The organism is Paroceanicella profunda (genome assembly GCF_005887635.2).
Classification (GTDB): domain Bacteria; phylum Pseudomonadota; class Alphaproteobacteria; order Rhodobacterales; family Rhodobacteraceae; genus Paroceanicella; species Paroceanicella profunda.
In genome coordinates this window covers 3483974-3510210 of sequence record NZ_CP040818.1, presented here as the reverse complement: position 1 = coordinate 3510210, position 26237 = coordinate 3483974, and the positions used below count along the sequence as shown (strand labels likewise).

Genomic DNA, 26237 nt, shown 5'->3' with positions numbered 1-26237 from the left:
CGCAGCCCCCGCGCGCCGTGGCGATGATGCCGGCGCGTGGGGGCGATGGCAGGGCGCGGCGCGCCCGCCATCAGTCCCGGCATTTCAGCAGACGAGGATTTCGACATGGCCGCCCAGAAAGGCAAGGACCTGCTCATCAAGCTCGACATGGACGGCGGAGGGACGTTCCAGACCATCGCCGGCCTGCGGGCCACGCGCCTGAGCTTCAACGCCCAGGCGATCGAGGTGACGTCGCTGGAGAGCGCCGGGCGCTGGCGCGAGCTGCTCTCCGGCGCCGGCGTGCGCTCTGCATCGCTGTCGGGTTCCGGCGTGTTCAGGGATGCGCCGACGGACGAACGCGCCCGGCAGATCTTCTTCGACGGCGAGACCCCGTCCTTTCAGGTGGTCATCCCGGATTTCGGCACCGTAACCGGCCCGTTCCTGATCACCGCGCTGGAATTCTCCGGCAGCCATGATGGTGAGGCCGTCTACGAGATGGCGATGGCATCGGCCGGCGCGCTCAGCTTCGCGGCGCTCTGATGGCGAATCCGTGGCGCGGAGAGGTGGAGCTGGTGCTCGACGACACGACGCATGCGATGCGGCTGACGCTGGGCGCGCTGGCGGAACTGGAGGCCCGGCTCGACAGCGGCTCGATCGTGGAACTGGTCGAACGTTTCGAGAAGGGCGAGGTGCGGGCGCGCGACCTGCTGGCGCTGCTCACCGCGGGCCTGCGCGGCGGGGGGCTCGACATCAATGAGGCCAGCTTGGGCGCCTGCGAGATCGGCGGTGGCCCGGTGGGGGCGGCGCGGGCCGCGGCGGAGCTGCTGCGTCTCACCTTCGCACTGCCGCAGGGCAATGGCTGAGCGCATCGCCTGGGCGCGGCTCATGCGGCTGGGGATGGTGCATCTCGGCCTTGCCCCCGACCGGTTCTGGGCCCTCACGCCGGCAGAGCTGTTCCTGCTCGCCGGGTTCGAAGACGGCTCGGCGCAGGGAATGACGCGGGGCGCCCTGGAGGCGCTTGCCGCACGGTTCCCCGACAGACCCAAGGGAGAGACATCCGATGGCTGACCCGATTTCCGATGATGATTTCGACGGGCTCGACTCGGGCTTTGCCGGAGCGCAGAGCCTGGCTTCGGCGTTTCGCGCCGAGCTGGAGCAGGTGCAGAGCGCGCTGCGCAACACGGAGCGCGAGAGCCGCTCGCTGTCGCGCACCATGGGCTCGAGCCTGCGCGGCGCCTTCGAGGGGCTGGTTTTCGACGGGGCGCGGGTGTCCGACGTGCTGTCGGGGATCGGCCGCAGCCTGGGCAACGGCGTGTTCTCCGCCGCGATCCGGCCGGTGCAGAACGCGCTGGGAGCCGGCGCCGAGGCGCTGGTCTCCGGGCTGATGCCCTTCGCGCAGGGCGGGGTGTTCGGCGCGGGCCGGGTGCGGGCCTTCGCGCAGGGCGGTGTGGTGGACTCGCCCACCTATTTCGGGATGCGCGGCGGCACGGGGCTGATGGGCGAGGCGGGGCCGGAGGCGATCATGCCGCTGGCCCGCGGCCCGGACGGCAAGCTGGGCGTGCGCGGGGCGGGCGGCGGCGTGCAGGTCAGTGTGACGGTGAACACACCCGACGTGGAGGGTTTCCGCCGGTCCCAGGCGCAGATCGCCGCCAGTCTCGGCCGGGCCATGCGCCGCGGCCAGCGCAACCTCTGAGAACGGGAGTGAGGCATGAGCTTTCATGAAACGCGGTTTCCGGCCGGGCTCTCCTTCGGGTCGACCGGGGGGCCGGAGCGGCGGGTGGAGATCGTCACCCTCGCGAACGGCTTCGAGGAGCGCAACGCGCCCTGGGCCCAGTCGCGCCGGAGCTTCGACGCGGGGATCGGGCTGCGCTCGCTCGACGATCTGGAGGACATCGTGGCCTTCTTCGAGGCGCGCGGCGGGCAGCTGAACGGTTTCCGCTGGAAGGACTGGACGGACTACAAGTCCTGCAAGCCCTCCGGCACCCCGGCGCGCACCGACCAGGCCATCGGCACCGGGGACGGCAGCCGCACCGCGTTTCAGCTGGTGAAGCGCTATGCCTCCGGCGGCGCGGAATATCTGCGCGAGATCCGCAAGCCCGTGGCCGGCTCGGTGCTGGTGGGGGTGGACGGAGCGGCCGCGGCGGGGGTGAGCGTGGACGCGACCACCGGCATCGTCACCTTCGCAACCGCGCCTGCGGCCGACGTGGCGGTGACGGCCGGGTTCGAGTTCGACGTGCCGGTGCGGTTTTCCTCCGACAGGATCGACACCTCGCTCGCCGCCTTTCAGGCCGGCGAGGTTCCCTCCATTCCCGTGATCGAAGTGAGGGTGTGACATGCGCGCGATCGACCCTGCCCTGCAGGCGAAGCTCGACAGCGGCGCGACCACGCTGTGCCGCTGCTGGATCCTGGTGCGGGCCGACGGGGTGACCTTCGGCTTCACCGACCATGACCGCGACCTGGAGATCGAGGGCGTGACCTGCACCGCGGCCAGCGGGCTGTCGGCCACGGCCGTGAGCCGTTCCACCGGCCTGTCGGTGGACAACAGCCAGGTGGCGGGCGCGCTGCAGGCCGCGGGCATCACCGATGCGGATGTGCTTGCCGGGCGCTACGACGGAGCCATGATCTCGCACTGGCTGGTGGACTGGAGCGCGCCGGAGCTGCGGTTGCGGGTGTTCGCCGGCAGCATCGGCGAGATCACCCGTGAGGGCCATGCCTTCCGGGCGGAGATGCGCGGTGTGTCGGAGACGCTCAATCTCACCGCCGGGCGCTCCTATCTGCGTGACTGCGACGCGGTTCTGGGGGATGCGCGCTGCGGGGTGGATCTCGACAGTCCGGCCTATTCGGGGGAGGCGGTGGTGACTGACGCCTCCGACCCGCGGGAGTTCGTGATCGATGCGCTTGGCGGTTTCGCGGGTGGCTGGTTCGCGCGCGGGCATGTCGAATGGCTGAGCGGTGCGAATGCCGGAACGCGTGTGCGCGTGCGCCAGGACCTGGTGGAGGGCGCCGGGCGCCGCCTGCGGCTGTGGGAGCAGCCGGGGGCGCCGGTTCAGGCGGGGGACATGCTGCGCCTGCGGGCCGGCTGCGACCGCCGGGCGGAGACGTGTCGCATGAAATTCAGCAATTTCAGCAGATTCAGAGGGTTTCCTCATCTTCCGGGCGAAGACTGGATGACCTCCTATGTGCGGGAAGGAGAGCGCCATGACGGCGGATCGCTCTACCGCTGAGGCGGCGCTGGAGATCGCGCGGGGCTGGATCGGGACCCCCTATGTGCACCAGGCGAGCTGCCGGGGGGCCGGAACGGATTGTCTCGGCCTGCTGCGCGGGGTCTGGCGGGAGCTTTACGGCTGCGAGCCCGAGCCGGTGCCGGCCTATACGCCGGACTGGTCGGAGCCTTCGGGCGACGAGCGCATGCTGGCGGCCGCGGCACGGCACATGCTCCGGGTGGCGCACGATGCACGGCTGCCGGGCGACGTGCTGGTGTTCCGCATGCGCGCGCGGGCGGTGGCCAAGCATATCGGCATCCTCGGCGCCCGCGATGGCGCGCCGACGGTGATCCATGCCTATTCGGGCCATGCGGTGACGGAATCCCCGCTCGGACCCGCCTGGGACGCCCGGATCGCGGCGGTGTTCCGCTTTCCTGACTGACGGAGACGTTTCATGGCAACTCTGCTCCTCTCTGCGGCCGGTGCCGCTGTCGGCGGCTCCTTCGCGGGCACGGCGCTCGGTCTCGGCGGTGCGGTCATCGGCCGGGCCGTCGGCGCGACTGTGGGCGCCGTGCTCGACCAGAAACTGCTGGGCGAGGGATCCGACCCGGTGGACACCGGGCGGCTCGGCGCGCTGCGCCTTCAGGGCGCGCGCGAGGGCACGCCGATTGCCCGCATGGCCGGTCGGGCCCGGGTGGCCGGGCAGCTCATCTGGTCGACCCGCTTTCTGGAGACGGTGTCGCGGCGCGGCGGTGGCGGCAAGGGCGTGGCCCCGAGCCAGCCGGAAGTGCGGGAGTATTCCTACTCGGTGAGCATCGCCATCGGGCTGTGCGAGGGCGAGATCCTGCGCATCGGCCGCGTCTGGGCCGATGGGAAGCCCTTTGCGCTGGAGCGGACGCAGTATCGGCTGCACCGGGGCGCGGAGGACCAGGAACCGGACCCGCTCATCGAGGCGGTGGAGGGGGCGGAGGCCGCGCCGGCCTATCGCGGCACGGCCTATCTCGTGTTCGAGAACCTGGCCGTGGGCACGTTCGGCAACCGCATTCCGCAGTTCAACGTGGAAGTGTTCCGGCGGCCGGACGTGCCGGCGCAGTACCTTCCCGATGGGGCTGTCGACCCCGGGGGGGCGGTGCGCGGCGTGGCGATGACGCCCGGGACGGGGGAATATGCGCTGGCGCCGGACCCGGTGAGCTATTCCTACGGGAAGGCGAACCGCCGGGTGGCGAACGTGAACAACACCACCGGGGAGACCGACCTCGAGGCCTCCACGGCGCAGCTTTCGGCGGAACTGCCGGCCTGCGACGCGGTGTCCCTGATCGTGTCCTGGTTCGGCACCGACCTGCGCTGCGGGGAATGCGTGATCAAGCCGGGCGTGGAGCAGCGCGACTTCGACAGCCCGGAGATGCCCTGGCGGGTGTCGGGCGTCTCCCGCAGCGGCGCCCGGGTGGTGAGCGACACGGAAGGGCGGCCGAACTTCGGCGGCACGCCCACCGACCAGTCGGTGATCCGCGCCATCCAGCGGCTGCGGGCGCAGGGACGGCGGGTGACCTTCTATCCGTTCATCCTGATGGATGTGGCACAGGGAAACACGCTTCCCGACCCGTGGAGCGGCGCGGGCTCCCAGCCCGTGTTCCCCTGGCGCGGGCGCATCACGCTTTCCGCCGCGCCGGGACAGCCCGGGTCTCCGGACATGACCGCGGCTGCGGCGAGCGAGGTTTCGGCCTTCTTCGGGGCCGCCGCACCGGAGGACTTCACCGCCTCCGGCGAGACGGTGAGCTATTCCGGCCCGGCCGAGTGGGGTTTCCGGCGTTTCATCCTGCACTACGCGCGGCTGTGCAAGGCGGCTGGGGGCGTGGACGCCTTCCTGATCGGCTCGGAAATGCGCAGCCTCACCTGGATCCGGGACGGGGCCGGGAGCTATCCGGCCGTGGTGGCGCTGCGCGCGCTCGCGGCAGACGTGCGAGAGATCCTCGGGCCGGACACGAAGATCAGCTACGCGGCCGACTGGTCGGAGTATTCCGGGCACCGGCCGGACGACGGCTCGGGAGACGTGTTCTTCCACCTCGACCCGCTCTGGGCGCATCCGGCGGTCGATTTCGTCGGCATCGACAATTACATGCCCCTGTCGGACTGGCGCGACGGCGCCGGGCATCTGGACGCGCAGACGGCGCGCTCGATCTACGACCTGGACTACCTGCGCGCCAACGTGGCCGGCGGCGAGGGCTATGACTGGTATTACGCCGATGCGGCGGCACGCGCGGCCCAGACGCGCACGCCGATCGTCGACACCGCGCATGGCGAGCACTGGGTGTTCCGCTACAAGGACCTGGTGAACTGGTGGAGCCAGCCGCACCACAACCGCGCAGGCGGCGTGCGCGCCGCGAGCCAGACCGCCTGGGTGCCGCAGAGCAAGCCGATCTGGTTCACCGAATACGGCTGCCCGGCGGTGGACCGCGGCACCAACCAGCCGAACGTGTTCGTGGACCCGAAGTCCTCGGAGAGCGCCTTGCCGTATTTCTCGCAGGGCGCGCGCGATGATTTCATCCAGCTGCGTTACCTGCAGGCCGTGCTCGGATACTGGAGCGACCCGGGCAACAACCCGGTGTCGTCGGTCTATGGCGCTCCGATGCTGGACCTTGCGAACGCCTATGTCTGGGCCTGGGACGCGCGGCCCTGGCCGGATTTCCCGGCGCGGCAGGAGGTCTGGGCCGATGGGCCCAACTATGAGCTGGGGCACTGGATTTCCGGGCGCATGGGGTCGAGCGGGCTGGCGGAACTGGTGGCCGAGCTGTGCCTCTACGCCGGGCTGACGGAGGTCGATGTCTCCGGGCTGCACGGCGTGGTGGACGGCTTCGTGATGGAAGTGACGCAGAGCACGCGCCAGGCGTTGCAGCCGCTGATGCTGGCCTACGGGTTCGATGCGTTCGAGCGGGATGGCACGCTGGTGTTCCGGATGCGCGAGGGAGAGGTGGACCACGCGCTGGAGGCCGGGGACTTCGCCGTGAGCGAGCGGGGGGACGATTTCGGCCCCGAGCTGGTGCGCGGACCGGCGGCGGAAATTCCCGAGGCGGTGCAGGTGAGCTTTCCCGACATGGGCAATGCCTACCAGATCTCCACCGTCGAGGCGGCGCTGCCTGCCGGGCGCAGCGGCACGCGGGCGGATCGCAGCGACCTGCCGATCACGCTGTCTGCCGCGCAGGGCCAGGCGATCGCCGATCGCTGGCTGTCCGAGGCGCGGGTGGCGCGGGACACGGCGCGGTTCTCGCTGCCCGCGTCGCGCATCGGGGTGGAGCCGGGCGACGTGGTGAGCATCGCCTCCGGCGGCGGCGTGGCGCGCTACCGGGTGGACCGGGTGGAGGACGTCGGCCTGCGCCGGGTGGATGCCTTGCGGGTGGATGCGTCGGTCTATGGCGCGCATTCGGGCGCGGGGCGCAGCTACACGATCGAGAAGCTGCCGCAGGTGGGGCCGGTCTACGCGACCTTCCTTGACCTGCCGCTGCTGCGCGGCAACGAGGTGGCGCATGCGCCCTGGGTGGCGGCGGCGGCGGTGCCCTGGCCCGGGCCGGTTGCGGTCTACGACGCGGCGCAGGACGACGGCTATGAGCTCGACACCGTTCTGCGCAGCAGCGCGGTGGTGGGCGAGACGCTGGACGTGTTGCCCGCCGCCCGGCCCTGGTTGTGGACCCGGGGCGTGCCCGTGCGGGTGAAGGTTTCCGGCGGGCTGCTGGAGGCGCGCTCCGGGCTAGAAGTGCTCAACGGGGCGAACCTTGCCGCGTTGCGGGCGCCCGGGGCGCAGGACTGGGAGGTGGTGCAGTTCCGGCAGGCCGACCTGGTGGACACAGATACCTGGGCGCTTTCGGGGCTTCTGCGCGGCCAGGCGGGCACGGAGTTCCTGACGACGGAAGACCTGCCCGCGGGCGCGGACTTCGTGCTGATGGGCGCAGGGTGCGCGCAGATCGACCTGCCGTCCTCGATGCGCGGCATCGAACGGCATTACCGGATCGGGCCCACGGCGCGCGGCTATGACGATGCGACCTACACGCATGTCGTCGAGGCGTTCGAGGGGGTGGGCCTGCGGCCGTGGTCGCCGGTTCACGCGGCGGCGCGGCGGCAGGCCGACGGCGATATCGACCTGCGCTGGACCCGGCGCAGCCGGCGGGACGGCGATGCCTGGAGCCGGGGCGACGTGCCCCTGGCCGAGGAGAGCGAGGCCTACCTGGTGCGCGTGTTCGCCACCGGCGGCGCGCTGCTGCGCGAGGTGGAAACCGCGACGCCCTTTCTGCTCTACACCGCGGCCGAACAGGCCGCAGATGGCCTCTCGGCGCCCTTCGCGATCGAGGTGGCGCAAGTCTCGGCAAGCTACGGCCCCGGACCCAGCCTGAGGATTGAGATCGATGAGTGAGACCCGGAGAATGGCGCTGCCGCTGCTTGCGGCGGGACAGGCGCAGAAGCATGTCACGGTGAACGAGGCGCTAGCGCGGCTTGACGCGCTGGTCTGGCCGCAGGTGATTTCGGCGGGGCTGTCCACTCCGCCGGTGAGCCCGGCGGAGGGCGATGCCCATGTGGTGGCCGGGTCTCCGACCGGGGCCTGGGCGGGGCATGCGGCGCAGATCGCCTTCTGCATCAACGGCGGGTGGGACTTTGCCAGTCCACGTGCCGGCTGGCGGGCGTTCGACCTGGAGAGCGGCCGTGTCCTGCTGTTCGACGGCACGCAGTGGGTGAGCGACGCGCTGTCCTTCGCCACCGGCGGTGCGGCGACGCTGGGCCGGGTGATCGAGATCGACCACGTCGTGGAGGCGGGTACGGTCTCCACCGCGGCGGGGGCGATCCCGGCGGGCGCGGTGGTGCTGGGCGTATCGGCGCGGGTGACCTCGGCGATCACCGGGGGGGCGACCTCCTGGTCTCTCGGAGTGGCGGGGTCGGCGGATCGCTACGGGTCCTCGCTCGGGGTCGGGCTGAATTCCTACGCCGCCGGGGTGACCGGCAGTCCGCAGGCCTATTACGGCGCGACCGCGCTGACGCTGACGGCGGCAGGGGGCAGTTTCAGCGGCGGGAGCGTGCGGCTTGCGGTGCACCTGTGGGAGCTTCAGCCGCCGCGCAGCGTGTGATCCGGCGCGGCGGAGAGGACCGGTCTCGCCCGGGGCGGGCCCGGTTTGACGCATCGATGCAGGTGCGCCGGGTGGAGGGCCTTCGGGGTGCGGAGGCGGGTTTGCCAGCGACGGTGCGAACCCGGCGGGACCCGCCCACCGGGGAGCGCCTTCGCGTGGCATGACCCCGCCTGCGGGGCGGGGGCGGGGTGGCCGCGCGCCTCGTCGGGAACGTGGAGCGACGCCGGTGCCGCGCCTGTGTGCGGGGCTCCGGCACCGGGAGGGCGGTCAGCCGCGGTCGCGCCAGCGCATCACGATGGGGTAGCGCCGGTCCAGCCAGAAGGCCTTCGGGCTGACCTTGGGGCCGGGAGCGGCCTGGTAGCGCTTGTATTCGGAGAGGTAGAGCAGGCGTTCGACCTTCTCGACGGTCTCGCGCTCGAAGCCCTCGGCGACGAGGTCACCGATGGCGAGGTCGCGTTCGATGAGTCCGTCGAGAATCGCGTCCAGCATCTCGTAGGGCGGCAGCGAATCCTCGTCCTTCTGGTCGTCGCGCAACTCTGCCGACGGGGGCTTGGTGATGACCCGCGCGGGGATCACCTCGCCCTCGGGCCCGAGCATCCAGGGCCGGTGATTGGCATTGCGCCAGCGGCAGGTCTCGAACACCCGGGTCTTGTAGAGGTCCTTGATCGGATTGTAGCCGCCGGCCATGTCGCCGTAGATGGTGGCATAGCCGACCGCGACCTCGGACTTGTTCCCCGTGGTCAGCAGCATTTCCCCGAACTTGTTGGACAGCGCCATGAGCATCAGCCCGCGCAGGCGGGACTGGATGTTCTCCTCGGTGATGTCCGGCGCACGGCCCTCGAAGAGCGGGGCGAGCGTGGCCTCGACCGCGGCGCGGGCCGGGTCGATCGGCAGGGTGTCGAGACGGCAGCCGAGCGCCCGGGCCACGGCCTCCGCGTCCTCCAGCGACTCGGAGGAGGTGTGGCGCGACGGCAGCATCACGCAATGCACGTTTTCCGCGCCGATGGCATCGGCGGCGATGGCCGCGACGAGCGCCGAATCCACCCCCCCGGACAATCCCAGCACCACTTTCGAGAACCCCGACTTGCGCAGGTAATCCCGCGTGCCCTCGACGATGGCGCGATAGTCCTGCTCCCATGCGTCGGGCAGGGCCGCGCGCTCGGCAGGCAGGCAGGCCCAGCCGTCGGGCCCGCGCGCGAAATCGAGATGCGCGATGGCGGTGTCGAACACCGGCAGCAGGGCGGCGAGCTTGCCGCCGGGGTTGAGCACGAAGCTGCCCCCGTCGAAGACCTGGTCGTCCTGCCCCCCCACCATGTTGAGATAGACGAGCGGCAGCCCCGTCTCGACCACGCGGGAGACCATGTGCGACAGGCGCACATCCCACTTGCCGCGGAAATAGGGCGATCCGTTCGGCACGAGGAGGATCTCCGCGCCGGTCTCGACCAGGGTTTCCGCCACTTCCGGATGCCAGGCATCCTCGCAGATCGGCACGCCGATGCGGATCGGGCCGAGGCGGACGGGGCCGCTGATCTCGCCGCTGGAATAGAGGCGCTTTTCGTCGAAGACCTCGTCGTTGGGCAGGTCGTGCTTGAGGATCTGCGCGACGATGCGGCCGCCCTGCAGGATGTGGTAGGCGTTGTGCAGCTCCGCCCCCTCCATCACAGGCGCGCCGATGCCGAGCGCCGGGCCTTCGGCGGTCCGCCGTGCCAGGGCCGCGAGCGCGTTCATCACATCGGCGATGAAGGCGGGTTTGAGCACGAGGTCCTGGATCTGGTAGCCCGCGAGGAACATTTCCGGCAGCATCACCAGATCGGCCCCGGCGCTGCGGCCCTCATCATGTGCCGCGATGGCCTGTTCCATGTTGCCGGCGAGATCGCCCACCACAGGATTGAGCTGGGCCAAGGTCAGCCTGAAGCGCTCGGACATTCGCATTTCCCCCTCACTTTCGGACCGTTGCGCTATATCGCCTTGGCCCGGGCAAAACCAGAGGTGTCGCTTAACCTCGTTCAAAACCAGAGTTGTCACCGCAGGGGCGGGGCCCTAGACTTCGCGGCAGGCAACCCGGCCCTGGCTCCGGGAGACCGGGAGCGAACGTGTAGTGGGTGCCGGCGCGCCCGGAACTTCCCCGTGCCGGCGCCGGTGGAGGAATATCGTGAAACCGAGCAGACCGACCCTGATCCTGGCCTCCGGCCTGATTCTCGTGCTTGTGGGCACGGAGGTCATCGCTCAGTCGGAGTCCACCGTCCAGACCAAGCAGTACGATACCGGCGACATCTATGAAGGTGAATTCAAGGACGGCAAGCAGAACGGCCATGGCACCTACAAGCGCCCCGGCGGCTTCGAATACACCGGTGAGTGGATCGATGGCCGCATGGAGGGCGAGGGGGTCGCGAAATATCCCAACGGGTCGGCTTATGCCGGGCATTTCAAGAATGGCGGGCCGGACGGCAAGGGCAAGATCACCTATGCCGACGGCGGCTGGTACGAGGGTGACTGGGTCGACGGCGTGATCGAGGGCAAAGGCGTGGCCCAGTATGCCAACGGCGTGCGCTACGAGGGCGAGTTCAAGGCCGCGGTGCATGACGGGTTCGGAATCATGACCTCGCCGAACGGCTACCGTTACGAGGGCACCTGGGTGAAGGGCACCAAGGACGGCCACGGCAAGATCACCTATGCCGACGGCGCGGTCTACGAGGGCGACATCGCCAATGGCGTGCGCGAGGGGCAGGGCTCCATCACCATGCCTGACGGGCTCAGCTATACCGGCGCGTGGAAGGGTGGCCAGATCAACGGCACCGGCACGCTGGTGCAGGCGAACGGCGACCGCTACGAGGGTGCGTTCGTGAACGGCCGCCGCGAGGGCCAGGGCAAGACCATCTTCGCGAACGGCGACGTTTACGAGGGCGGTTTCCAAAACGACCAGAATTCCGGCAAGGGCGTGTTCACCGCCGCCGACGGCTATCGCTACGAGGGCGAATGGGTCGAGGGGCGGATGGAGGGCAAGGGCACCATCCATTACGCCGATGGCGCGGTTCACGAGGGCGTCTTCGCCAACGACCAGCCCAACGGAAAGGGCAAGATCACCTATTCCGACGGCTCCTCCTACGAGGGGGACTGGGTGAACGGGGTGATCGAGGGCCAGGGCGTGGCGCGTTACGAGAACGGCATGGTCTACGAGGGCGCGTTCCACAACGCCAAGTACGACGGCCAGGGCAAGATGACCTATGGCGACGGCTACACCTACGAGGGCGCCTGGAAGAACGGACTGCGCGATGGCGAGGGGGTGACCACCTATGCCGACGGCACCGTCTACAAGGGGAGTTTCGTCAACGGTCAGCGCGAGGGCCAGGGCGTGATCACCATGGACGACGGCTTCCGCTACGAAGGCGAGTGGAAGGCCGGCGAGATCGACGGGCAGGGCACCGCGACCTATCCCAATGGCGATGTCTACACCGGGACATTCCGCAAGGGGCAGCGCCAGGGCCGGGGGCAGATGACCTACGCCTCGGGCGAGGAATATGACGGCTTCTGGGTGGACGGCCAGATCGGCGGCAGCGGTGCGGCGGAAGCGGGAACCGCCCCTGCGCCGGAGGCCGGCGATTTGCCCGAGGTAGGCCCTGCCGAGGCACCGGCGGAGCCGTCGAACTGACGCCCGGGCCGCTGGGTGGCGGGCCGGAGAGGATGCGGGGGCGGGGCGGCGGCTATCGTGTCCAGTCGTCCACGCGCATGATGTCGGCATCGCTCCACCCGAGGTGATGGGCGATCTCGTGGACGAGGACATGGGAGACCAGCGCGGCCAGCCCGACATCGCCCCGCTCCACCCATTCATCCAGGATCGGCCGGCGGTAGAGCCAGACCGTGTCGGGGCCGGTCGGCATGTCCCAGGTGGATTTTTCGGTCAGCGGCACACCCTGGTAGAGACCGGTGAGATCCCAGGGGCTTTCAAGCTCCATCTCCTCGACGATCTCATCGGTCGGGAAATCCTCCACCCTCAGCGCGAGATCGGCACAGGCCTGGCGGACCGGCGCGGGAAGTGCGGCGAAGGCGGCCTGCACGAGGGCCTCGATCTGCGCGAGGCCGGGTGCGGTCAGATCGTCATCGGGAGAGTCGGAAGCTGTCATGCGCGCAGCTTAGGCCAGCGCCGGCCCGGGCTCCAGAGGGGCTTAAAGCCGGGGCCGCGACGGTGTAAGGAGGGGAAACCCTTTTCCCTGCGCCCGGAGGCTCCATGACAACCACGCGCTTCGCGCCCTCGCCGACCGGCTACCTGCATGTCGGAAATCTGCGCGCGGCCCTGTTTTCATGGGCCCTGGCGCGCAAGGCCGGCGGCTGTTTCATCCTGCGGCTGGACGATACCGACGCGGAGCGGTCGCGCCCGGAATATGCGGACCAGATCCGCCGCGACCTGGAGTGGCTCGGCCTCGACTGGGACCGCGAGGAGCGCCAGTCCGACAGGCTGGACCTCTACCGCGACGCGGCCGACCGGCTGCGCGCTGCCGACCGCCTCTACGAGTGCTTCGAGACGCCGGTCGAACTGGACCTGCGGCGCCGCAAGCTGCTCGGCATGGGCCTTCCCCCGATCTATGACCGCGCCGCACGCGCTCTCTCGGAGGCGGAGCGCGACAGCCTGCGCGCGCAGCGCGGCCCCGGCCACTGGCGCTTCCTGCTGGAGCGCGCCCGGGTGGGCTGGGAGGACGGCATCCTCGGGCCCCAGTCCGTCGATGCCGCGTCGCTCTCCGACCCGGTGCTGATCCGGGCGGACGGGATGATGCTCTATACCCTGGCCTCCGTCGTCGATGACGCGGAGATGGGGGTTACGGACATCGTGCGCGGCGCCGATCACATCACCAACACCGCGACGCAGGTGCAGATCTTCTCCGCGCTCGGCGCGTCCGTGCCGCGCTTCGCGCATCACTCGCTGCTCACCGGGCCGGGCGGCGCCGGGCTCTCCAAGCGCGAGGGATCGCTGGCGCTGAAGGACCTCGCGGCGGCCGGCGTGGAGCCCATGGCGCTGCTGTCGCTCATCGCGCGGCTCGGCTCTGCCGACCCGGTGGAGCCGCGGAGCAGGCCGGAGGATATCGTCGCGGGGTTCGACCTCACGCGCTTCGGTGCGGCCCCCACCAGTTTCGATGCGGCGGATCTCGGACCCCTCTCCGCCAAGGTGCTGCACGCGCAGCCCTGGGAGGCCGTGGCGGCCCGGGCGGCGGCGCTCGGCATTCCGGAGGCGCAGGGCCCCGCCTTGTGGCCGGCGGTGCAGGGCAACCTGGAGCGTTTCGATGACCTCGCCGCCTGGTGGCATCTGTGCCGCGACGGCGCCGCCCCGAAGATCGCGCCGGAGGATGAAGGCTTCGTGGCCGAAGCGCTGGCGCTGCTGCCGCCGCCGCCCTGGACCGCGGAGAGCTGGAAGACCTGGACCACGGCGGTGCGCGCCGCCACGGGACGCAAGGGGCGGGGGCTGTTCATGCCGCTGCGCCGCGCGCTCACCGGGCAGGACCACGGGCCGGAGATGGACCGCCTGATGCCGCTGATGCGCCGGGCGCCCGTGCAGCTGCCAGATGTGGCGGACGGGGAGGCGCAGCGATGACCGGGGAACTTCCGTTCTCGCATTTCGTCCGCCACCTGGGGCGCGGGCCCGGCCGCTCGCGCCATCTCACCCGTGAGGAGGCCCGCGAGGCCATGCGCCGGGTGCTGGAGGGCACGGTGGCGCCCGAGGCCGTCGGGGCCATGCTGATGCTGATGCGCTACCGCACGGAGAACGCCGAGGAAGTGGCGGGGTTCATCGAGGCGATGCGCGGGCGCTGCGCGGCCTGGAGCGCGCTGCCGGTCGACCTGGACTGGCCCTCCTATGCTTCCGGGCGCAGCCGCGGCATGGCCTGGTTCGTGCTTTCGGCGGCGTTGGTGGCGCGCGCGGGGCTGCGCGTGCTGCTGCACGGCTACAACAGCCATCACCTCGCCAATCCGGTTTCCCCGGGCCATGTGATCGACGCGCTCGGCCTGCCCGTGGTGCATGATCCGGTTGCGGCCGCCGCGGCGCTGGAGGCGCGGGGCATCGCCTATGTGCCACTGAAGAGCCTGGAGCGCCGCTTCCTCAACCTCGTGGACCTGCGCGACGTGTTCGGCCTGCGCTCGCCGGTCAACACCTGCCTGCGCGGGCTGAACCCGGCCGGCGCGCCGGCCTCGGTTCAGGGCGTTTTCCATCCGCCTTACCGGGAGTTGCAGCGCGATGCGGCGCAGCTTCTGGGGCAGGAGACGATGATCGTCATCAAGGGCGGCGGCGGCGAGGTGGAGCGCCATCCCGGCAAGCCGGTGGAGGTCTACGGCCTGCGCGGCGGCGAGACCGTGGATCTCACCGTGCCGCCCTTCGCCGACATTCCCGCCCGGCGCCTCGCGGCGGACGAGGACGCGCCGGACCTCTCCCGGGTGCTGGACCTCTGGGAGGGGCGCTCGGAGGATGCCTTCGCCGAGGCGGTGGTGCTGGGCACCGCCGCACTGGCGCTGTTCACCGCCGGCCGCGCGCCGGACGTGCCGGCCGCCGAGGCCTTGGCGCGCGACCTCTGGGCGGCCCGGCTGGGCTGAGGAGGCCCCTCCGGGGCCCCCGGCTGGACTGAAGCCTTTCGGGCAACCGGGCCGGCCCGAGGCCTTCCGGGGTGTTCGGCTGGGCTGAAGCGCTCCGGGCCGCCCTGCCGGACCGGGGGTTTTCGGACGACCCGGCCGGACTGCGGCTTTCCGGGTTGCCCGGCCTGCCTGAGAGCCGCCGGGCCGCCCTGCGGAACCGGGGCTCTTTCGTGCCGTCCGGCTCACCCGTGGTCCGTCAGCGGCCTTCGGTGAGCCAGGCGCGCGGCGAGGCGCCCAGCACCCTGCGGAACATCGTGGTGAAGGCGGCGGGATTGTCGTAGCCCATGTCGAGGGCGATGCTCGTCACCGGCTCTCCGGCGGTGAGCCGGGGCAGGGCGGCCATCACGCAGGCCTGCTGGCGCCAGGCCACGAAGCTCAGCCCGGTCTCGCGGCGGAACAGCCGGGTGAAACTGCGCCGGCTCATCCCCAACGCACCACTCCAGTCATCGATGGCCTCATGGGTGCCGGGCCGGCGCAGGAATGCGCGGCAGCGCCGGGCCAGCCCTGCATGCGCGGGCAGCGGCAGCGCCAGCGGCAAGGGCACCAGCCGGCGGATCTCATGGCAGATCAGCGTCATCAGCGCCCCGGCGCGCCCCTCCGTCTCATAGGCGCGCGGCAGCAGCACCGCCTCGGCCAGCAAGCTGCGCATCAGCGCCGGAATGCCGACCACCTGGCAGGCCGCCGGCATGTCCGCGATGGTCTCGGGCGCGAGGTAGAGGCTGCGCATCTGCACCGGGCCGATCATCTGTACGCTGTGCCGCACCCCCGGCGGGATCCACAGGCCGCGCAAGGGCGGCATCATCCAGGCCCCGGCCTGCGTGGTGACGGTGACAACGCCGGTCGAGCCGTAGAGCAACTGCCCGCGCCGGTGGCTGTGCGGCGCGATGACATGACCGTCGGGATAATCCGTCCCCAGCGCGATCACCGGGCGCGGCACTTCCGGGATGTCGGGGTGGGAGGCTGTGTCGTCGTGCATGGCCCGCTCTCGTAGGATGTTGACCCTAGACGGGTGGCGGGCCGGCGTCCAGCCGGGGCATAAGCCGGGTGCAGGCGCGCGGATGTGCCGCTGCGCGGAGCGGGGAGGCCAGGGGCCATGGATGAGGGACTGCGGGATATGCCGGCGCGGGCGCGGGCGCGGATCGGAGGGCCGGTTTACCCGGTGCTGGGGGCGGCGAGCGTCTGCCACCTGCTCAACGACATGCTGCAATCGCTCTTCATCGCCACCTATCCGGTGTTCCGCAGCGGGTTCGACCTGAGCTTCGGCCAGATCGGCCTGCTCACCCTCAGCTACCAGCTCACCGCCTCGCTGCTGCAGCCGCTGGTGGGGCTGGCCACCGACCGCCGGCCGCAGCCCTTCTCGCTGCCCGTGGGCATGGGAGCCTCGGCGGCGGGGCTGCTGCTGCTCTCCATGGCCACGAGCTATGCGATGTTGCTCGCGGGCGGGGCGCTGCTGGGGGTGGGGTCGTCGATCTTTCACCCCGAGGCTTCGCGGCTGGCGCGGCGGGCCTCGGGCGGCGCGCATGGGCTGGCCCAGTCGATCTTCCAGGTCGGCGGAAACGTGGGATCGTCGCTCGGTCCGTTGCTGGTGGCCTTCATCGTGCTGCCGCACGGGCAGGCCAGCCTCGGCTGGTTCGCGCTGGCCGGGGTGGGCGGCGTGGCACTGCTCACCTGGCTGGGGCTCTGGTCCCGGCGCAACGGCGCCGCCCGGCCGGGACGGCGCGGGCAGGCAGCGGCGGGTATGGTGCTGCCGCGGCGGCAGGTGCTCGGCGCGCTCGGCCTGCTGTTCTGGCTGATCCTGTCGAAATGGTTCTACCTCGCCAGCTTCACCAGTTACTACGTGTTCTATCTCATGGAGGAGTTCGCGGTGCCGGAGGAAGCGGCGCAGCTGTGGCTGTTCCTGTTCCTCGCTGCCGTGGCCGCCGGCACGCTGATCGGCGGGCCGCTGGGCGACAGGATCGGCCGCAAACCGGTGATCTGGGGCTCCATCCTCGGCACGTTGCCCTTCGCGCTGGTGCTGCCGCATGTCGGGCTGGCGGCCACGGTGGCGCTGAGCGTGCCGATCGGGCTGATCATCTCATCCGCTTTCTCCGCCATCGTGGTTTATGCGCAGGAGCTGGTGCCGGGGCGGGTGGGCATGGTCTCGGGCCTGTTCTTCGGCCTCGCCTTCGGGCTGGGCGGGCTGGGGGCGGCGGTGCTGGGCCTGCTGGCGGATGCGACGAGCATCGGCTTCGTCTACGACCTCTGTTCCGTGTTGCCGGCAATGGGGGCCCTCGCGCTGCTGCTGCCGGACCCGGACCCGCAGCGCGACCGCCGCAGCACCTGACCCGCCGGGGGCCCGGCGGCGCCAGGCACCAGCGCGCCCGTGCCGCGGTGGCTGACGCCAGCGGTGTCCGCACTGCGGAGCATGAGGCTGCAGTGTCAGGGACGCGGCGCCTCACTCCTGCAGCGCCCGTGCCGCAGTGGCTGACGCCAGCGGTGTCCGCACCGCGGAGTAAGAGGCCGAAGTGCCGGGGACGCGGCGTCTCACTCCGACAGCGACAGTCCCGCAGCGCCTGATCGTAGCGGCGCCTGCGACGCGCAGCCTGAGACCGGCAGTGCGGGTGACGTAGCAACCGCCCCGGGGAGCGTGCGTCAGCACCCGAGCCCCGTGCCGCACAGCCTGTCTCCCGGAACGGAAAACGCGCCCGGGGTGGCCCCGGGCGCGTGATGTCCTGGCGGCGCCGGTGCGGCGGCTCAGCTGTCGAGGAAGCTGCGCAGCTTGCGCGAGCGGCTCGGATGCTTGAGCTTGCGCAGCGCCTTCGCCTCGATCTGGCGGATGCGCTCACGCGTCACCGAGAACTGCTGGCCGACCTCCTCAAGCGTGTGGTCGGTGTTCATGCCGATGCCGAAGCGCATGCGCAGAACCCGCTCCTCGCGGGGCGTGAGGGAGGCGAGCACGCGGGTGGTCGTCTCCTTCAGGTTCTGCTGGATCGCGCTGTCGAGCGGCAGCACGGCGTTCTTGTCCTCGATGAAATCGCCGAGCTGGCTGTCTTCCTCGTCACCGATCGGGGTTTCGAGGGAGATGGGCTCCTTGGCGATCTTCATCACCTTGCGGACCTTCTCCAGCGGCATCTGCAGCTTGGCGGCCAGCTCTTCCGGGGTCGGCTCGCGGCCGATCTCGTGGAGCATCTGGCGCCCGGTGCGCACCAGCTTGTTGATCGTCTCGATCATGTGCACCGGGATGCGGATGGTGCGGGCCTGGTCGGCGATCGAGCGGGTGATCGCCTGGCGGATCCACCAGGTGGCATAGGTCGAGAACTTGTAGCCGCGGCGGTACTCGAACTTGTCCACCGCCTTCATCAGGCCGATGTTGCCTTCCTGGATGAGGTCGAGGAACTGCAGCCCGCGGTTGGTGTATTTCTTCGCGATCGAGATCACGAGCCGCAGGTTGGCCTCCACCATCTCCTTCTTGGCGATGCGGCTTTCCTTCTCCCCCTTCTGCACGGTCTGGACGATGCGTCGGAACTCGGGGATGTCCACGCCCACGTGCTGGCCGATGGAGCCCATCTCGTTGCGCACGCCGTCCACACGGTCGCGGAAGCGCCCGCCGATATCCGCCCAGCCGCGGCCCTTGAGGGCGGAGACACGGTCGATCCAGCCCGGGTCGAGCTCCGATCCGCGGTATTCCTCCACGAAATCGCGACGGTTCACCTTCGCCAGGTCGGCGATCTTCACCATCTGGCCGTCGAGGGTCATGATGCGGCGGTTGATGCCGTAAAGCTGGTCGACCAGCGCCTCGATGCGGTTGTTGTGCAGGTGCAGCGAGTTCACCAGTTCCACGATCTCCGAGCGCAGGCGCTGGTAGTCGCGCTCCTGGAAGGCGGAGAAGGTCTGGGCCTGGTTCAGGGCGGCGTTGATGCGGCTGTCCTGCATGTCCGACAGGCGGGAGTAGTTTTCCGCGATGCGCTCGAGGGTCTCGAGCACCTGCGGCTTCAGCGCCGCCTCCATCGCCGAGAGCGAGAGATTGGACTGCTCGTCCTCCTCGTCGCCGCCGTCACCGTCGCCGTCTACGTCCGCATCCGGCTCGGCGTCAGCCTCGCCCTCCGCCTTCGGGCCGACCGGGGCAGGGGCCACCTTCTCGGCGGCGGCGGGGGTCTCACCCTCCACGGCGCCTTCGCCGTCCACCGCCAGCTCTTCCTCCACGTCGCCTTCGACGGAGGCACCGAAAGTGGTCTCCAGGTCGATCACGTCGCGCAGCATGATCTTCTCTTCCAGGAGCTCGTCGCGCCAGATCGTGATGGCCTGGAAGGTGAGCGGGCTTTCGCACAGCCCGGAAATCATCGTGTTGCGGCCGGCCTCGATGCGCTTGGCGATGGCGATCTCGCCCTCGCGGCTGAGCAGTTCGACCGACCCCATCTCGCGCAGGTACATGCGGACCGGATCGTCGGTCCGGTCCAGCCCCTCGCTGTTGCTCGAAGTCGTCGCGACCTCGCGGCTCTCCGATTCCTTCTGGTCGCCCTCGCCCTCGGCGTCGCTCTCCTCGTTCTCGATCACATTGATGCCCATCTCCGAGAGGAGGGACATCACGTCTTCGATCTGCTCGGATGAAAACTGGTCGGACGGGAGCGCCTGGTTCAGTTCCTCATAGGTGATGTATCCACGGGCCTTGGCCTGCGAGATCATCTTCTTGACGTTCGCCTGGCTCATGTCGAGCATCGAGGCATTGCCGTCCTGCTGGTCCTGTTCCTTGTCTTGCTCCAAGTCCTTGGCGGCCATGCTGCACTCCGTTCTGGAAACACTCGGGGCCGGTAAGCGTGCGACTCACCGGGGCGGCTCTACCGAATCGCCGATTCGTACGACAGGGTCTAGCGCTTTTTCTTTACCCAAATCTGGTCATCGATGAAGCTTTGCAAGTGTGCAGAGAGAGATTCTTCATCGACTGTTGCTGATTCGGCAGCCCGGGAATGTCCTCGGGCCGCCTTGTTGCGCGCCTCTGCCGCCTGGCCGATGCGCCATGTGAGATCGGCGGCCTCGCCCGCGGCGGTGTCTCCCCGCCCGGCGAGGGCCTGGAGCGCCTCGCGCAGTTCCGCCCCCATGCCCACCGTGGCAGCCTGCCAGGCAAGCGTGTCGGCCAGCGCGGTGCGGGCATGCTGCGGCTCCGCGCCGGGGCCGAGATGGGGATTGAGCCGCACCTGCCCGATCGCCATCAGCCGCGGCATCGGGTCCTCACCGAGGGCCGTGCGCACGCAGGCCAACAGATGGGTGCGCGGCTCCGGTTTGTCCAGACACTCCGACAGCGCCGCCAGCAGCGCGGCGCGCAGGGCGGCGAGATCGGGGTTGAGGAAGGGCGTGCGGTCCAGCGGGTCGTCATACTCCGCCGCGAGGCCCGGGTGGTTGAGGCAGACGCACAGGATGGCGGCCTCGCGCACCCGCGCCTCGGCCTCCGGCCCGGCGTCCGACCGGGCGAGCAGCGAGGATTTCGCGCCCGCCGTGGGCATGGGCTGGCGCACGGGGCGGCCCATGCCCGGCTTCCATTCGCGCCGGAAGGCTCCGGGGGCGAAGGGCTCGCGTTCCGGGCGGGGCGGGCGCTCTCGGCGGAAGAACACCGCCCGGCGGTCCCGCAGCTCGGCCTCGTAATGCGCCCGGATCGAGGGGTCGGCGATGCGCTGCAGGGCGCTGCGCAGGGTCTTGTCCAGGGCAGCGCGGCGCTCGGGGCTGTCGAACACCTTGCCCTCGGTCTCGCGCTGCCACAGCAGGTCGACCATCGGGCGCGCCCCGTCGAGCAGCGCCTGCATGGCCGGGGCCCCCTGCGCGCGCAGAAGGTCGTCCGGGTCCAGCCCCTCGGGCAGCACGCAGAAGCGCAGCGACTTGCCCGCCGTCACCAGCGGCAGGGCGATGTCGATCACCCGCATCGCGGCGCGCAGGCCGGCGGTGTCTCCGTCCAGCGCGATGATCGGCTCGTCGGCCATGCGCCACATCAGCGCCAGCTGGTCGGGCGTGATCGCGGTGCCCAGCGGGGCGACGGCATGTTCGAACCCCGCCTCGCTCAGCGCGATCACGTCCATGTAGCCCTCCGCCACGATCAGCGAGCCGGCCTTGCCCGCCGCCTCCCGCGCGCGCTGGTGGTTGAACAGCGAGCGGCCCTTGTCGAAGAGCGGGGTCTCCGGGGAGTTGAGGTATTTCGCCCGGGCCTCGGCGCTCATCGCCCGGCCGCCGAAGGCGATGGCGCGGCCGCGCACGTCGCGGATCGGGAACATGATGCGGCCGCGGAACCGGTCGAAGGGGCGTCCGCCATCCTCCGGCACGATGACCAGCCCGGCCTCGGCGAGCAGGTCGACCGCGATGCCCTTGCCGGTGAGCGCGGAGGTGAGCGCGGTGCGGTCGTCGGGCGCGAAGCCCAGTTCATGCCGGGCCTGGGCGGCCTCCTGCAAGCCGCGGCGCGCCAGATAGTCCCGCGCGCCCTGGGCCCGGGCGGTGCGCAGCTGCAGCCGGTAGAACTGCACCGCCTGCTCCATCACCTCGACCAGTTTCATCCGGCTGTCGGCGCGGTCCTGCGCGCGGGGGTCGCGCTCGGGCATCGCCATGCCGGCCTCGCGGGCCAGGATCTCCACCGCCTCGATGAAGGAGACGTTCTCCGTGTCCTTCACGAAGGAGATGGCGTCGCCCTTCGCGTGGCAGCCGAAGCAATAGTAGAAGCCCTTTCGGTCATCGACGTGGAAGGAGGCCGACTTTTCCTGGTGGAACGGGCAGGGCGCCCAGTGGTCGCCCTTGCCGGCATTGGTCTTGCGCACGTCCCACGTGACCTTGCGCCCCACCACCTGGGCAAGGGAGACGCGCGTGCGCAGCTCATCGAGGAATCCGGGTGGGAGCGACATGGCGCCAATATCTGCCGTCGTGCAGGCGGTTGCAAGCGGCGCCGGCCCGGGCCTCCGCCATCCCCGCCACGCCCCGCCGGCCCGGGCCCAGGCAGCGTGACCCGGGCGGCGTGAGGAGGAAGCCCGGCCGGGTCCACCCCGTCCACCCCGTTGCCGCGCCGGGGGACAGGCAGGTGCTGGCCCCGGCGCAGAGGGCCCTCACGGGCGCATCACCCCCTGGATGGGGTCGGTCCCGCATGGAGTGCGCCACCACGGGGGCGCTTGAGGAGGACATATGGCGAGCGCATCCGGGGGCAAGCGGGGGCGAGGGCCTCGCCCCTGCGGCAGGGGCGCACCGGTGCATCACCCCCCGAGGCGCGGAGGGGGCCGCACGGGCGCGTTACCTCGGGGGCGTGGGGGTAACGAGCAGGCTCTGGCGTTCCTCGCCGCTGGCTGCGTCGTAGATGCGGATGTATTCCGTGCCGTCCGGCCGGGCGGTGACCAGCAACACCCAGTCGCTGCCCAGGGTCGCGGAGCGCAGTTCCTCGCCCTCGGGTGCCGCGATGGAGGCCGGCAGCGCGAAGGGCCGCGGCGTCGCGGGGATTTCCAGCACCTTGATGACAAGCAGGCCGATGATCGTTATCACGGCGACCACGAGCAGCGCCGTCAGCCCCGTCACCAGCCAGCGCAACAGGCGCAGGCGGGGGTGTTCCGGAAACTCCTCGTCCTCGTCAACCTCGCGCACCGGGCTCATGCAGGATCCTCTTCACATCACGCTTCCCGACGGCTGCGACAGCCGCCTCGACAAGGCCCTGGCCGCGGCGCTCTCCGCCACGGAAGGGGCCGGTGCCTCCCTGTCACGCTCGCGCCTGCGCGCGCTGATCGAGGGCGGTGCCGTGAGCCGGGCGGGCGGCGCGACCGTCACGGAGCCGAAGACCAAAGTCAAGCCCGGGGAGGCCTGGGTGATCCGCGCGCCGGTGCCCGTGGCCGCGGAGCCGGACCCCGAGGACATCCCGCTCGACATCGTGTTCGAGGACGCCGATCTGGTGGTGGTCAACAAGCCCGCCGGGATGGTGGTCCACCCGGCGCCGGGGGCGGAGCGCGGCACGCTGGTGAACGCGCTGCTGCACCATTGCGGCGCCTCGCTCTCGGGCATCGGCGGGGTGGTGCGGCCGGGCATCGTGCACCGCATCGACAAGGATACCTCCGGCCTGCTGGTGGTGGCGAAATCGGACGCCGCCCACCAGGGGCTGGCCGCCCTCTTCGCCACCCATGACATCGAGCGCAGCTACCAGGCGGTGAGCTGGGGCGCGCCGGACCGGGGCGACCCGCGCCTGCTGGGCCTGCCCGGCGTGGCGGCGGAGGAGGCCTGGCTGCGCATCGAGGGGGACATCGACCGCCATCGCAGCGACCGCAAGCGCATGGCCGTGGTGCCCGGCGGCCGGCACGCGGTCACCCGGGTGCGGGTGACGGAGCGCTTCGGGGCCGCGCGGGCGGTGGCGGCGCTGGTCGAATGCCGGCTGGAAACCGGGCGGACGCACCAGATCCGGGTGCACCTGTCCCATGTGGGCCATCCGCTGGTGGGAGACCAGGTCTATGGCCGGCCGCGCGCCGTCTCCGCGCGCGACCTCGCCCCGGCGGCCACGGCGGCGCTGCGCGGCTTTCCGCGACAGGCGCTGCACGCGGCCTCGCTGGGCTTCCGGCACCCGGTCTCGGGCGCGGAGATGGCGTTCCGGGCGCCCCTTCCGCCGGATATCGATCACCTTGTCGCGATTTTACGCCGGAACGGGGCGCCCGAAGCGTAATACATAAGGATACAATGTGTATCCCGTTCATATGGTTGATGACGGGCGCCCAAGTGCCTAGATGAAAACGCTCGGGTATGAAGAGCCCGACATGGAGGTGTGAGATGTCGACATATACTTCGCTCCCGGCCCCCTCGCCGGAGCAGGGGCTCAGCCGTTACCTCAGCGAAATCCGCAAGTTCCCCATGCTGGAACCGGATCAGGAATACATGCTGGCCAAGGCTTGGGTCGACCACGAGGACAAGGAGTCCGCCCACAAGCTGGTGACGTCGCACCTGCGGCTCGCGGCCAAGATCGCCATGGGCTATCGCGGCTACGGGCTGCCGACGGCCGAGGTGGTGTCGGAGGCCAACGTGGGGCTGATGCAGGCGGTCAAGCGCTTCGACCCTGAGAAGGGCTTCCGCCTCGCGACCTACGCGATGTGGTGGATCCGCGCCTCGATCCAGGAATACATCCTGCGGTCCTGGTCGCTGGTGAAGATGGGGACGACGGCGTCGCAGAAGAAACTCTTCTTCAACCTGCGCAAGGCGAAGAACCGCATCGGCGCGCTGGAGGAAGGCGATCTTCGCCCCGAGCATGTCGAGAAGATCGCCCATGACCTGGGTGTGACGGAAAATGACGTGGTGTCGATGAACCGGCGCCTGAGCGGTGGCGACGCCTCGCTGAACGCGCCGCTGAAGACCGACGGCGAAGGCTCCGCGGAGTGGCAGGACTGGCTGGCGGATGACGATGCGGACCAGGCCACCGCATATGCGGAGCAGGACGAGCTCGACAGCCGCCGCAGCCTGCTCATGGATGCGATGCAGGCGCTCAACGAGCGCGAGCGCCACATCCTGACCGAGCGCAAGCTGCGCGACGAGCCGGTGACGCTGGAGGAGCTTTCGGGCGTCTACAACGTCTCGCGCGAGCGCATTCGCCAGATCGAGGTGCGCGCCTTCGAGAAGCTTCAGAAGAAGATGCGCGAGCTGGCCGCCGACAAGGGCATGATCCCGCAGTTCGGCTGACCGCGGGGCCCCTCCCCGAGAGGCCCCCTCCCACCGGGAAGGGGCCTTTTTCGTTCGGGCCGGCACCGCAGCCGGGCACAGGCCGGACACGGCCCGTATGGCGCGGCCCCGTCTTTCGGCACCCCGCACATCCATCCCACGCCACCGGCATTCAGCGTCACCTGAAGAGCGCACCGTCTCCGGGCAGAGTTTTCCCCTATGCCTGTGCGATTGCCTTAATTCGGCCTCAATAATGACAAAATTCGAGTTCAAGAGGCCCTGAAATACGACAATTACTTTGTTGAACAGATTTTGTTCTCCGTTAAATTCTGTATCTCCATTGTGTTCAGGCCCCATGCCGTCCGGGCATGCCCGGAGCCCGCGTAAATCCCGCGTAAATGTCGTAAACAGGGAAGCTTTCAGATGGTTACATACACAGCAACGAACGAGCACCTGAGCCTTGGCGGCGTATCGCAGGTGACGGATGAAACGGGGACGTATCAGGTCTTCACAAGTGCCTCGGAAGTTTCCCTGGATGCGGATGTTGTCGATGTGAACGATGACGGAAACATCGATATCGGCGAGGATTACTTCTACAATACGAGTTACCATTACCAGGGGTATACGGTCACCGTTGACGGGAATGAGTATGCCGTCTTCCAGAATGGCGGCAACCTGGTCATCCCCTATGACCCGGCAACCGTTCCGGAGGATTTCCAGGCGAAAGTGCTCGCGGTGGGGCAGACCAACTACACTCAGGACAACGCGGTGGTCGCCAATTGCTTCGTCACGGGAACGCTGATCGCCACGCCGGACGGGGAGCGGCCGGTCGAGAGCCTTCAGGCGGGTGACATGGTGCTCTCGGCTTCGGGTGCGCCGGTTGCCGTGAAGTGGGTTCACCGCCAGAAGGTCGGCATGGCCAATTTCGTGCCCGAGGCCATGCGCCCGGTCGTGATCACCGCCGGTGCGCTTGGCGCCGGCCTGCCGGAGCGGGATCTCTGCCTGTCGGGCGACCATGCGCTGGTCATCGACGACCTGCTGGTGAACGCCGCCGCGCTGGTGAACGGCCGCTCCATCCGCTGGACCAGCCAGGCCGAGATGTCCGCGGGCTTCACCTACTGGCATGTCGAGACGGAATTGCACGACGAAATCCTGGCCAATGGTGTGCCCGTGGAGACCTTCATCGATTACGTGGGCCGCAGCGCGTTCGACAATTACCGGGATTATCTCGACCGTCACGGCTGTGAGCGCATCATCCCGGAGATGCCGCGCCTGCGCATCTCGGCCGGTCGGCAGGTGCCTGCGTCGATCCGGGCGCGGATCGCCGAGGCGGCCTCCGGCGGCGGGCAGGCACCGTCCATGGCTGCATCGGCCTGACGGGGCCTCCACCTCACGTGCAACACGGCTGTCCGGCCCGGGGAGACCGGCCGGGCAGCTGCGTCTTGCGGTCCGGGGAGGCAGCGCCGAGGCGGAACGAGATGGGAAGGCGGCTCCGGCTGTGTCACAGGCGCGGATGCCGGTTCCGACCGCTTCGAGTTTCCCCGAGCGCGGGCTGCACTCCGGCGCCACCGGCAGCGGGGCAGGCGCGCCACCCCGGTTCCTTGGCAGGCGGGACCTGCGTCCCGCCGGGGGGCGAACGTGTGCGGGTCGGCGGATGGCGCGCAGGGCAGGCTGGTCCTGTGCCGCGTTTCACGGTGATCCAGGCGGGAGCGTC

22 protein-coding genes are annotated in these 26237 nt (G+C 70.0%); 16 read left to right on the top strand and 6 right to left on the bottom strand.

The window, feature by feature from the left end; all coding sequences use genetic code 11:
• The first annotated feature begins 105 nt into the window (after positions 1–105).
• Genes FDP22_RS15580 through FDP22_RS15540 form a run of 9 tightly spaced genes read left to right on the top strand, consistent with a single transcriptional unit; the run spans position 106 to position 8290 of the window.
• Complete coding sequence (locus FDP22_RS15580; RefSeq protein ID WP_138575053.1) at positions 106–519, top strand: phage major tail protein, TP901-1 family; 414 nt, start codon at positions 106–108, stop codon at positions 517–519.
• Positions 519–842, top strand: a complete 324-nt coding sequence (locus tag FDP22_RS15575; protein WP_138575051.1) for a gene transfer agent family protein — start codon at positions 519–521, stop codon at positions 840–842. Before FDP22_RS15580 ends, FDP22_RS15575 begins: the two co-directional genes overlap by 1 nt.
• Positions 835–1047 carry a rcc01693 family protein gene (locus tag FDP22_RS15570; RefSeq protein ID WP_138575049.1) on the top strand — a complete coding sequence of 71 codons (213 nt, stop codon included), beginning with the start codon at positions 835–837 and terminating at the stop codon, positions 1045–1047. The genes FDP22_RS15575 and FDP22_RS15570 overlap by 8 nt, the downstream gene beginning before the upstream one ends.
• The gene (locus tag FDP22_RS15565) at positions 1040–1672 is read left to right on the top strand and encodes a phage tail tape measure protein (protein ID WP_138575047.1); all 633 of its coding nucleotides are present in this window, start codon (positions 1040–1042) and stop codon (positions 1670–1672) included. Before FDP22_RS15570 ends, FDP22_RS15565 begins: the two co-directional genes overlap by 8 nt.
• Positions 1673–1687: 15 nt before the next feature.
• Entirely contained in the window at positions 1688–2311 is a 624-nt protein-coding gene (locus FDP22_RS15560; protein ID WP_138575045.1) for a DUF2460 domain-containing protein, read from the top strand.
• 1 nt (position 2312) lies between these two features.
• A complete protein-coding gene (locus FDP22_RS15555) occupies positions 2313–3203 on the top strand; it encodes a DUF2163 domain-containing protein (RefSeq protein WP_138575043.1) in 891 nt (296 codons plus the stop codon).
• Positions 3178–3624 (top strand): NlpC/P60 family protein, encoded by a 447-nt coding sequence (locus FDP22_RS15550; RefSeq protein WP_138575042.1) that lies wholly within the window; start codon positions 3178–3180, stop codon positions 3622–3624. The genes FDP22_RS15555 and FDP22_RS15550 overlap by 26 nt, the downstream gene beginning before the upstream one ends.
• Positions 3625–3636: 12 nt before the next feature.
• Entirely contained in the window at positions 3637–7584 is a 3948-nt protein-coding gene (locus FDP22_RS15545; RefSeq protein WP_138575040.1) for a baseplate multidomain protein megatron, read from the top strand.
• A complete protein-coding gene (locus FDP22_RS15540) occupies positions 7577–8290 on the top strand; it encodes a DUF2793 domain-containing protein (protein ID WP_138575038.1) in 714 nt (237 codons plus the stop codon). Before FDP22_RS15545 ends, FDP22_RS15540 begins: the two co-directional genes overlap by 8 nt.
• A gap of 267 nt (positions 8291–8557) precedes the next feature.
• Here the strand turns inward: FDP22_RS15540 and FDP22_RS15535 are convergent, their stop codons facing one another.
• Positions 8558–10216 carry an NAD+ synthase gene (locus FDP22_RS15535; RefSeq protein WP_138575036.1) on the bottom strand — a complete coding sequence of 553 codons (1659 nt, stop codon included), beginning with the start codon at positions 10214–10216 and terminating at the stop codon, positions 8558–8560.
• Between the two features lie 223 nt (positions 10217–10439).
• Between FDP22_RS15535 and FDP22_RS15530 the strand changes: the two genes are divergently transcribed.
• Positions 10440–11939 carry an MORN repeat-containing protein gene (locus tag FDP22_RS15530; protein ID WP_430225890.1) on the top strand — a complete coding sequence of 500 codons (1500 nt, stop codon included), beginning with the start codon at positions 10440–10442 and terminating at the stop codon, positions 11937–11939.
• 52 nt (positions 11940–11991) lie between these two features.
• Here the strand turns inward: FDP22_RS15530 and FDP22_RS15525 are convergent, their stop codons facing one another.
• The gene (locus tag FDP22_RS15525) at positions 11992–12411 is read right to left on the bottom strand and encodes a metallopeptidase family protein (RefSeq protein WP_138575034.1); all 420 of its coding nucleotides are present in this window, start codon (positions 12409–12411) and stop codon (positions 11992–11994) included.
• A 104-nt stretch (positions 12412–12515) separates the two neighbouring features.
• Here FDP22_RS15525 and FDP22_RS15520 point away from each other — a divergent pair, with 104 nt between their 5' ends.
• Positions 12516–13871 (top strand): glutamate--tRNA ligase, encoded by a 1356-nt coding sequence (locus tag FDP22_RS15520; protein ID WP_138575032.1) that lies wholly within the window; start codon positions 12516–12518, stop codon positions 13869–13871.
• Positions 13868–14863, top strand: a complete 996-nt coding sequence (locus FDP22_RS15515) for a glycosyl transferase family protein (protein ID WP_138575030.1) — start codon at positions 13868–13870, stop codon at positions 14861–14863. The genes FDP22_RS15520 and FDP22_RS15515 overlap by 4 nt, the downstream gene beginning before the upstream one ends.
• Positions 14864–15098: 235 nt before the next feature.
• On the opposite strand, the gene FDP22_RS15510 is transcribed toward FDP22_RS15515, so the two are convergent.
• Positions 15099–15878, bottom strand: coding sequence for an AraC family transcriptional regulator (locus FDP22_RS15510; RefSeq protein WP_138575028.1), 780 nt, complete (start codon positions 15876–15878; stop codon positions 15099–15101).
• Positions 15879–15995: 117 nt separating this feature from the next.
• On the opposite strand from FDP22_RS15510, the gene FDP22_RS15505 reads away from it, so the two are divergent.
• Positions 15996–17225, top strand: a complete 1230-nt coding sequence (locus FDP22_RS15505) for an MFS transporter (protein ID WP_138575026.1) — start codon at positions 15996–15998, stop codon at positions 17223–17225.
• A 410-nt stretch (positions 17226–17635) separates the two neighbouring features.
• Here FDP22_RS15505 and rpoD read toward each other — a convergent pair whose 3' ends face one another.
• The 3 genes from rpoD to FDP22_RS15490 form a co-directional block, all read right to left on the bottom strand.
• Positions 17636–19657: an RNA polymerase sigma factor RpoD gene (gene rpoD, locus FDP22_RS15500; RefSeq protein ID WP_138575024.1), complete on the bottom strand. Its 2022-nt coding sequence runs from the start codon at positions 19655–19657 to the stop codon at positions 17636–17638.
• An 89-nt stretch (positions 19658–19746) separates the two neighbouring features.
• Positions 19747–21756: a DNA primase gene (dnaG, locus tag FDP22_RS15495; protein WP_138575022.1), complete on the bottom strand. Its 2010-nt coding sequence runs from the start codon at positions 21754–21756 to the stop codon at positions 19747–19749.
• A gap of 379 nt (positions 21757–22135) precedes the next feature.
• Positions 22136–22480 (bottom strand): DUF6476 family protein, encoded by a 345-nt coding sequence (locus FDP22_RS15490; protein ID WP_138575020.1) that lies wholly within the window; start codon positions 22478–22480, stop codon positions 22136–22138.
• 7 nt (positions 22481–22487) lie between these two features.
• On the opposite strand from FDP22_RS15490, the gene FDP22_RS15485 reads away from it, so the two are divergent.
• The 3 genes from FDP22_RS15485 to FDP22_RS15475 all read left to right on the top strand — a co-directional run bounded on the left by FDP22_RS15485 (position 22488) and on the right by FDP22_RS15475 (position 25900).
• Complete coding sequence (locus tag FDP22_RS15485; protein ID WP_138575018.1) at positions 22488–23540, top strand: RluA family pseudouridine synthase; 1053 nt, start codon at positions 22488–22490, stop codon at positions 23538–23540.
• Between the two features lie 104 nt (positions 23541–23644).
• A complete protein-coding gene (rpoH, locus tag FDP22_RS15480) occupies positions 23645–24544 on the top strand; it encodes an RNA polymerase sigma factor RpoH (RefSeq protein ID WP_138575016.1) in 900 nt (299 codons plus the stop codon).
• A gap of 402 nt (positions 24545–24946) precedes the next feature.
• Complete coding sequence (locus FDP22_RS15475) at positions 24947–25900, top strand: Hint domain-containing protein (RefSeq protein WP_138575014.1); 954 nt, start codon at positions 24947–24949, stop codon at positions 25898–25900.
• The last annotated feature ends 337 nt before the right edge of the window (positions 25901–26237 follow it).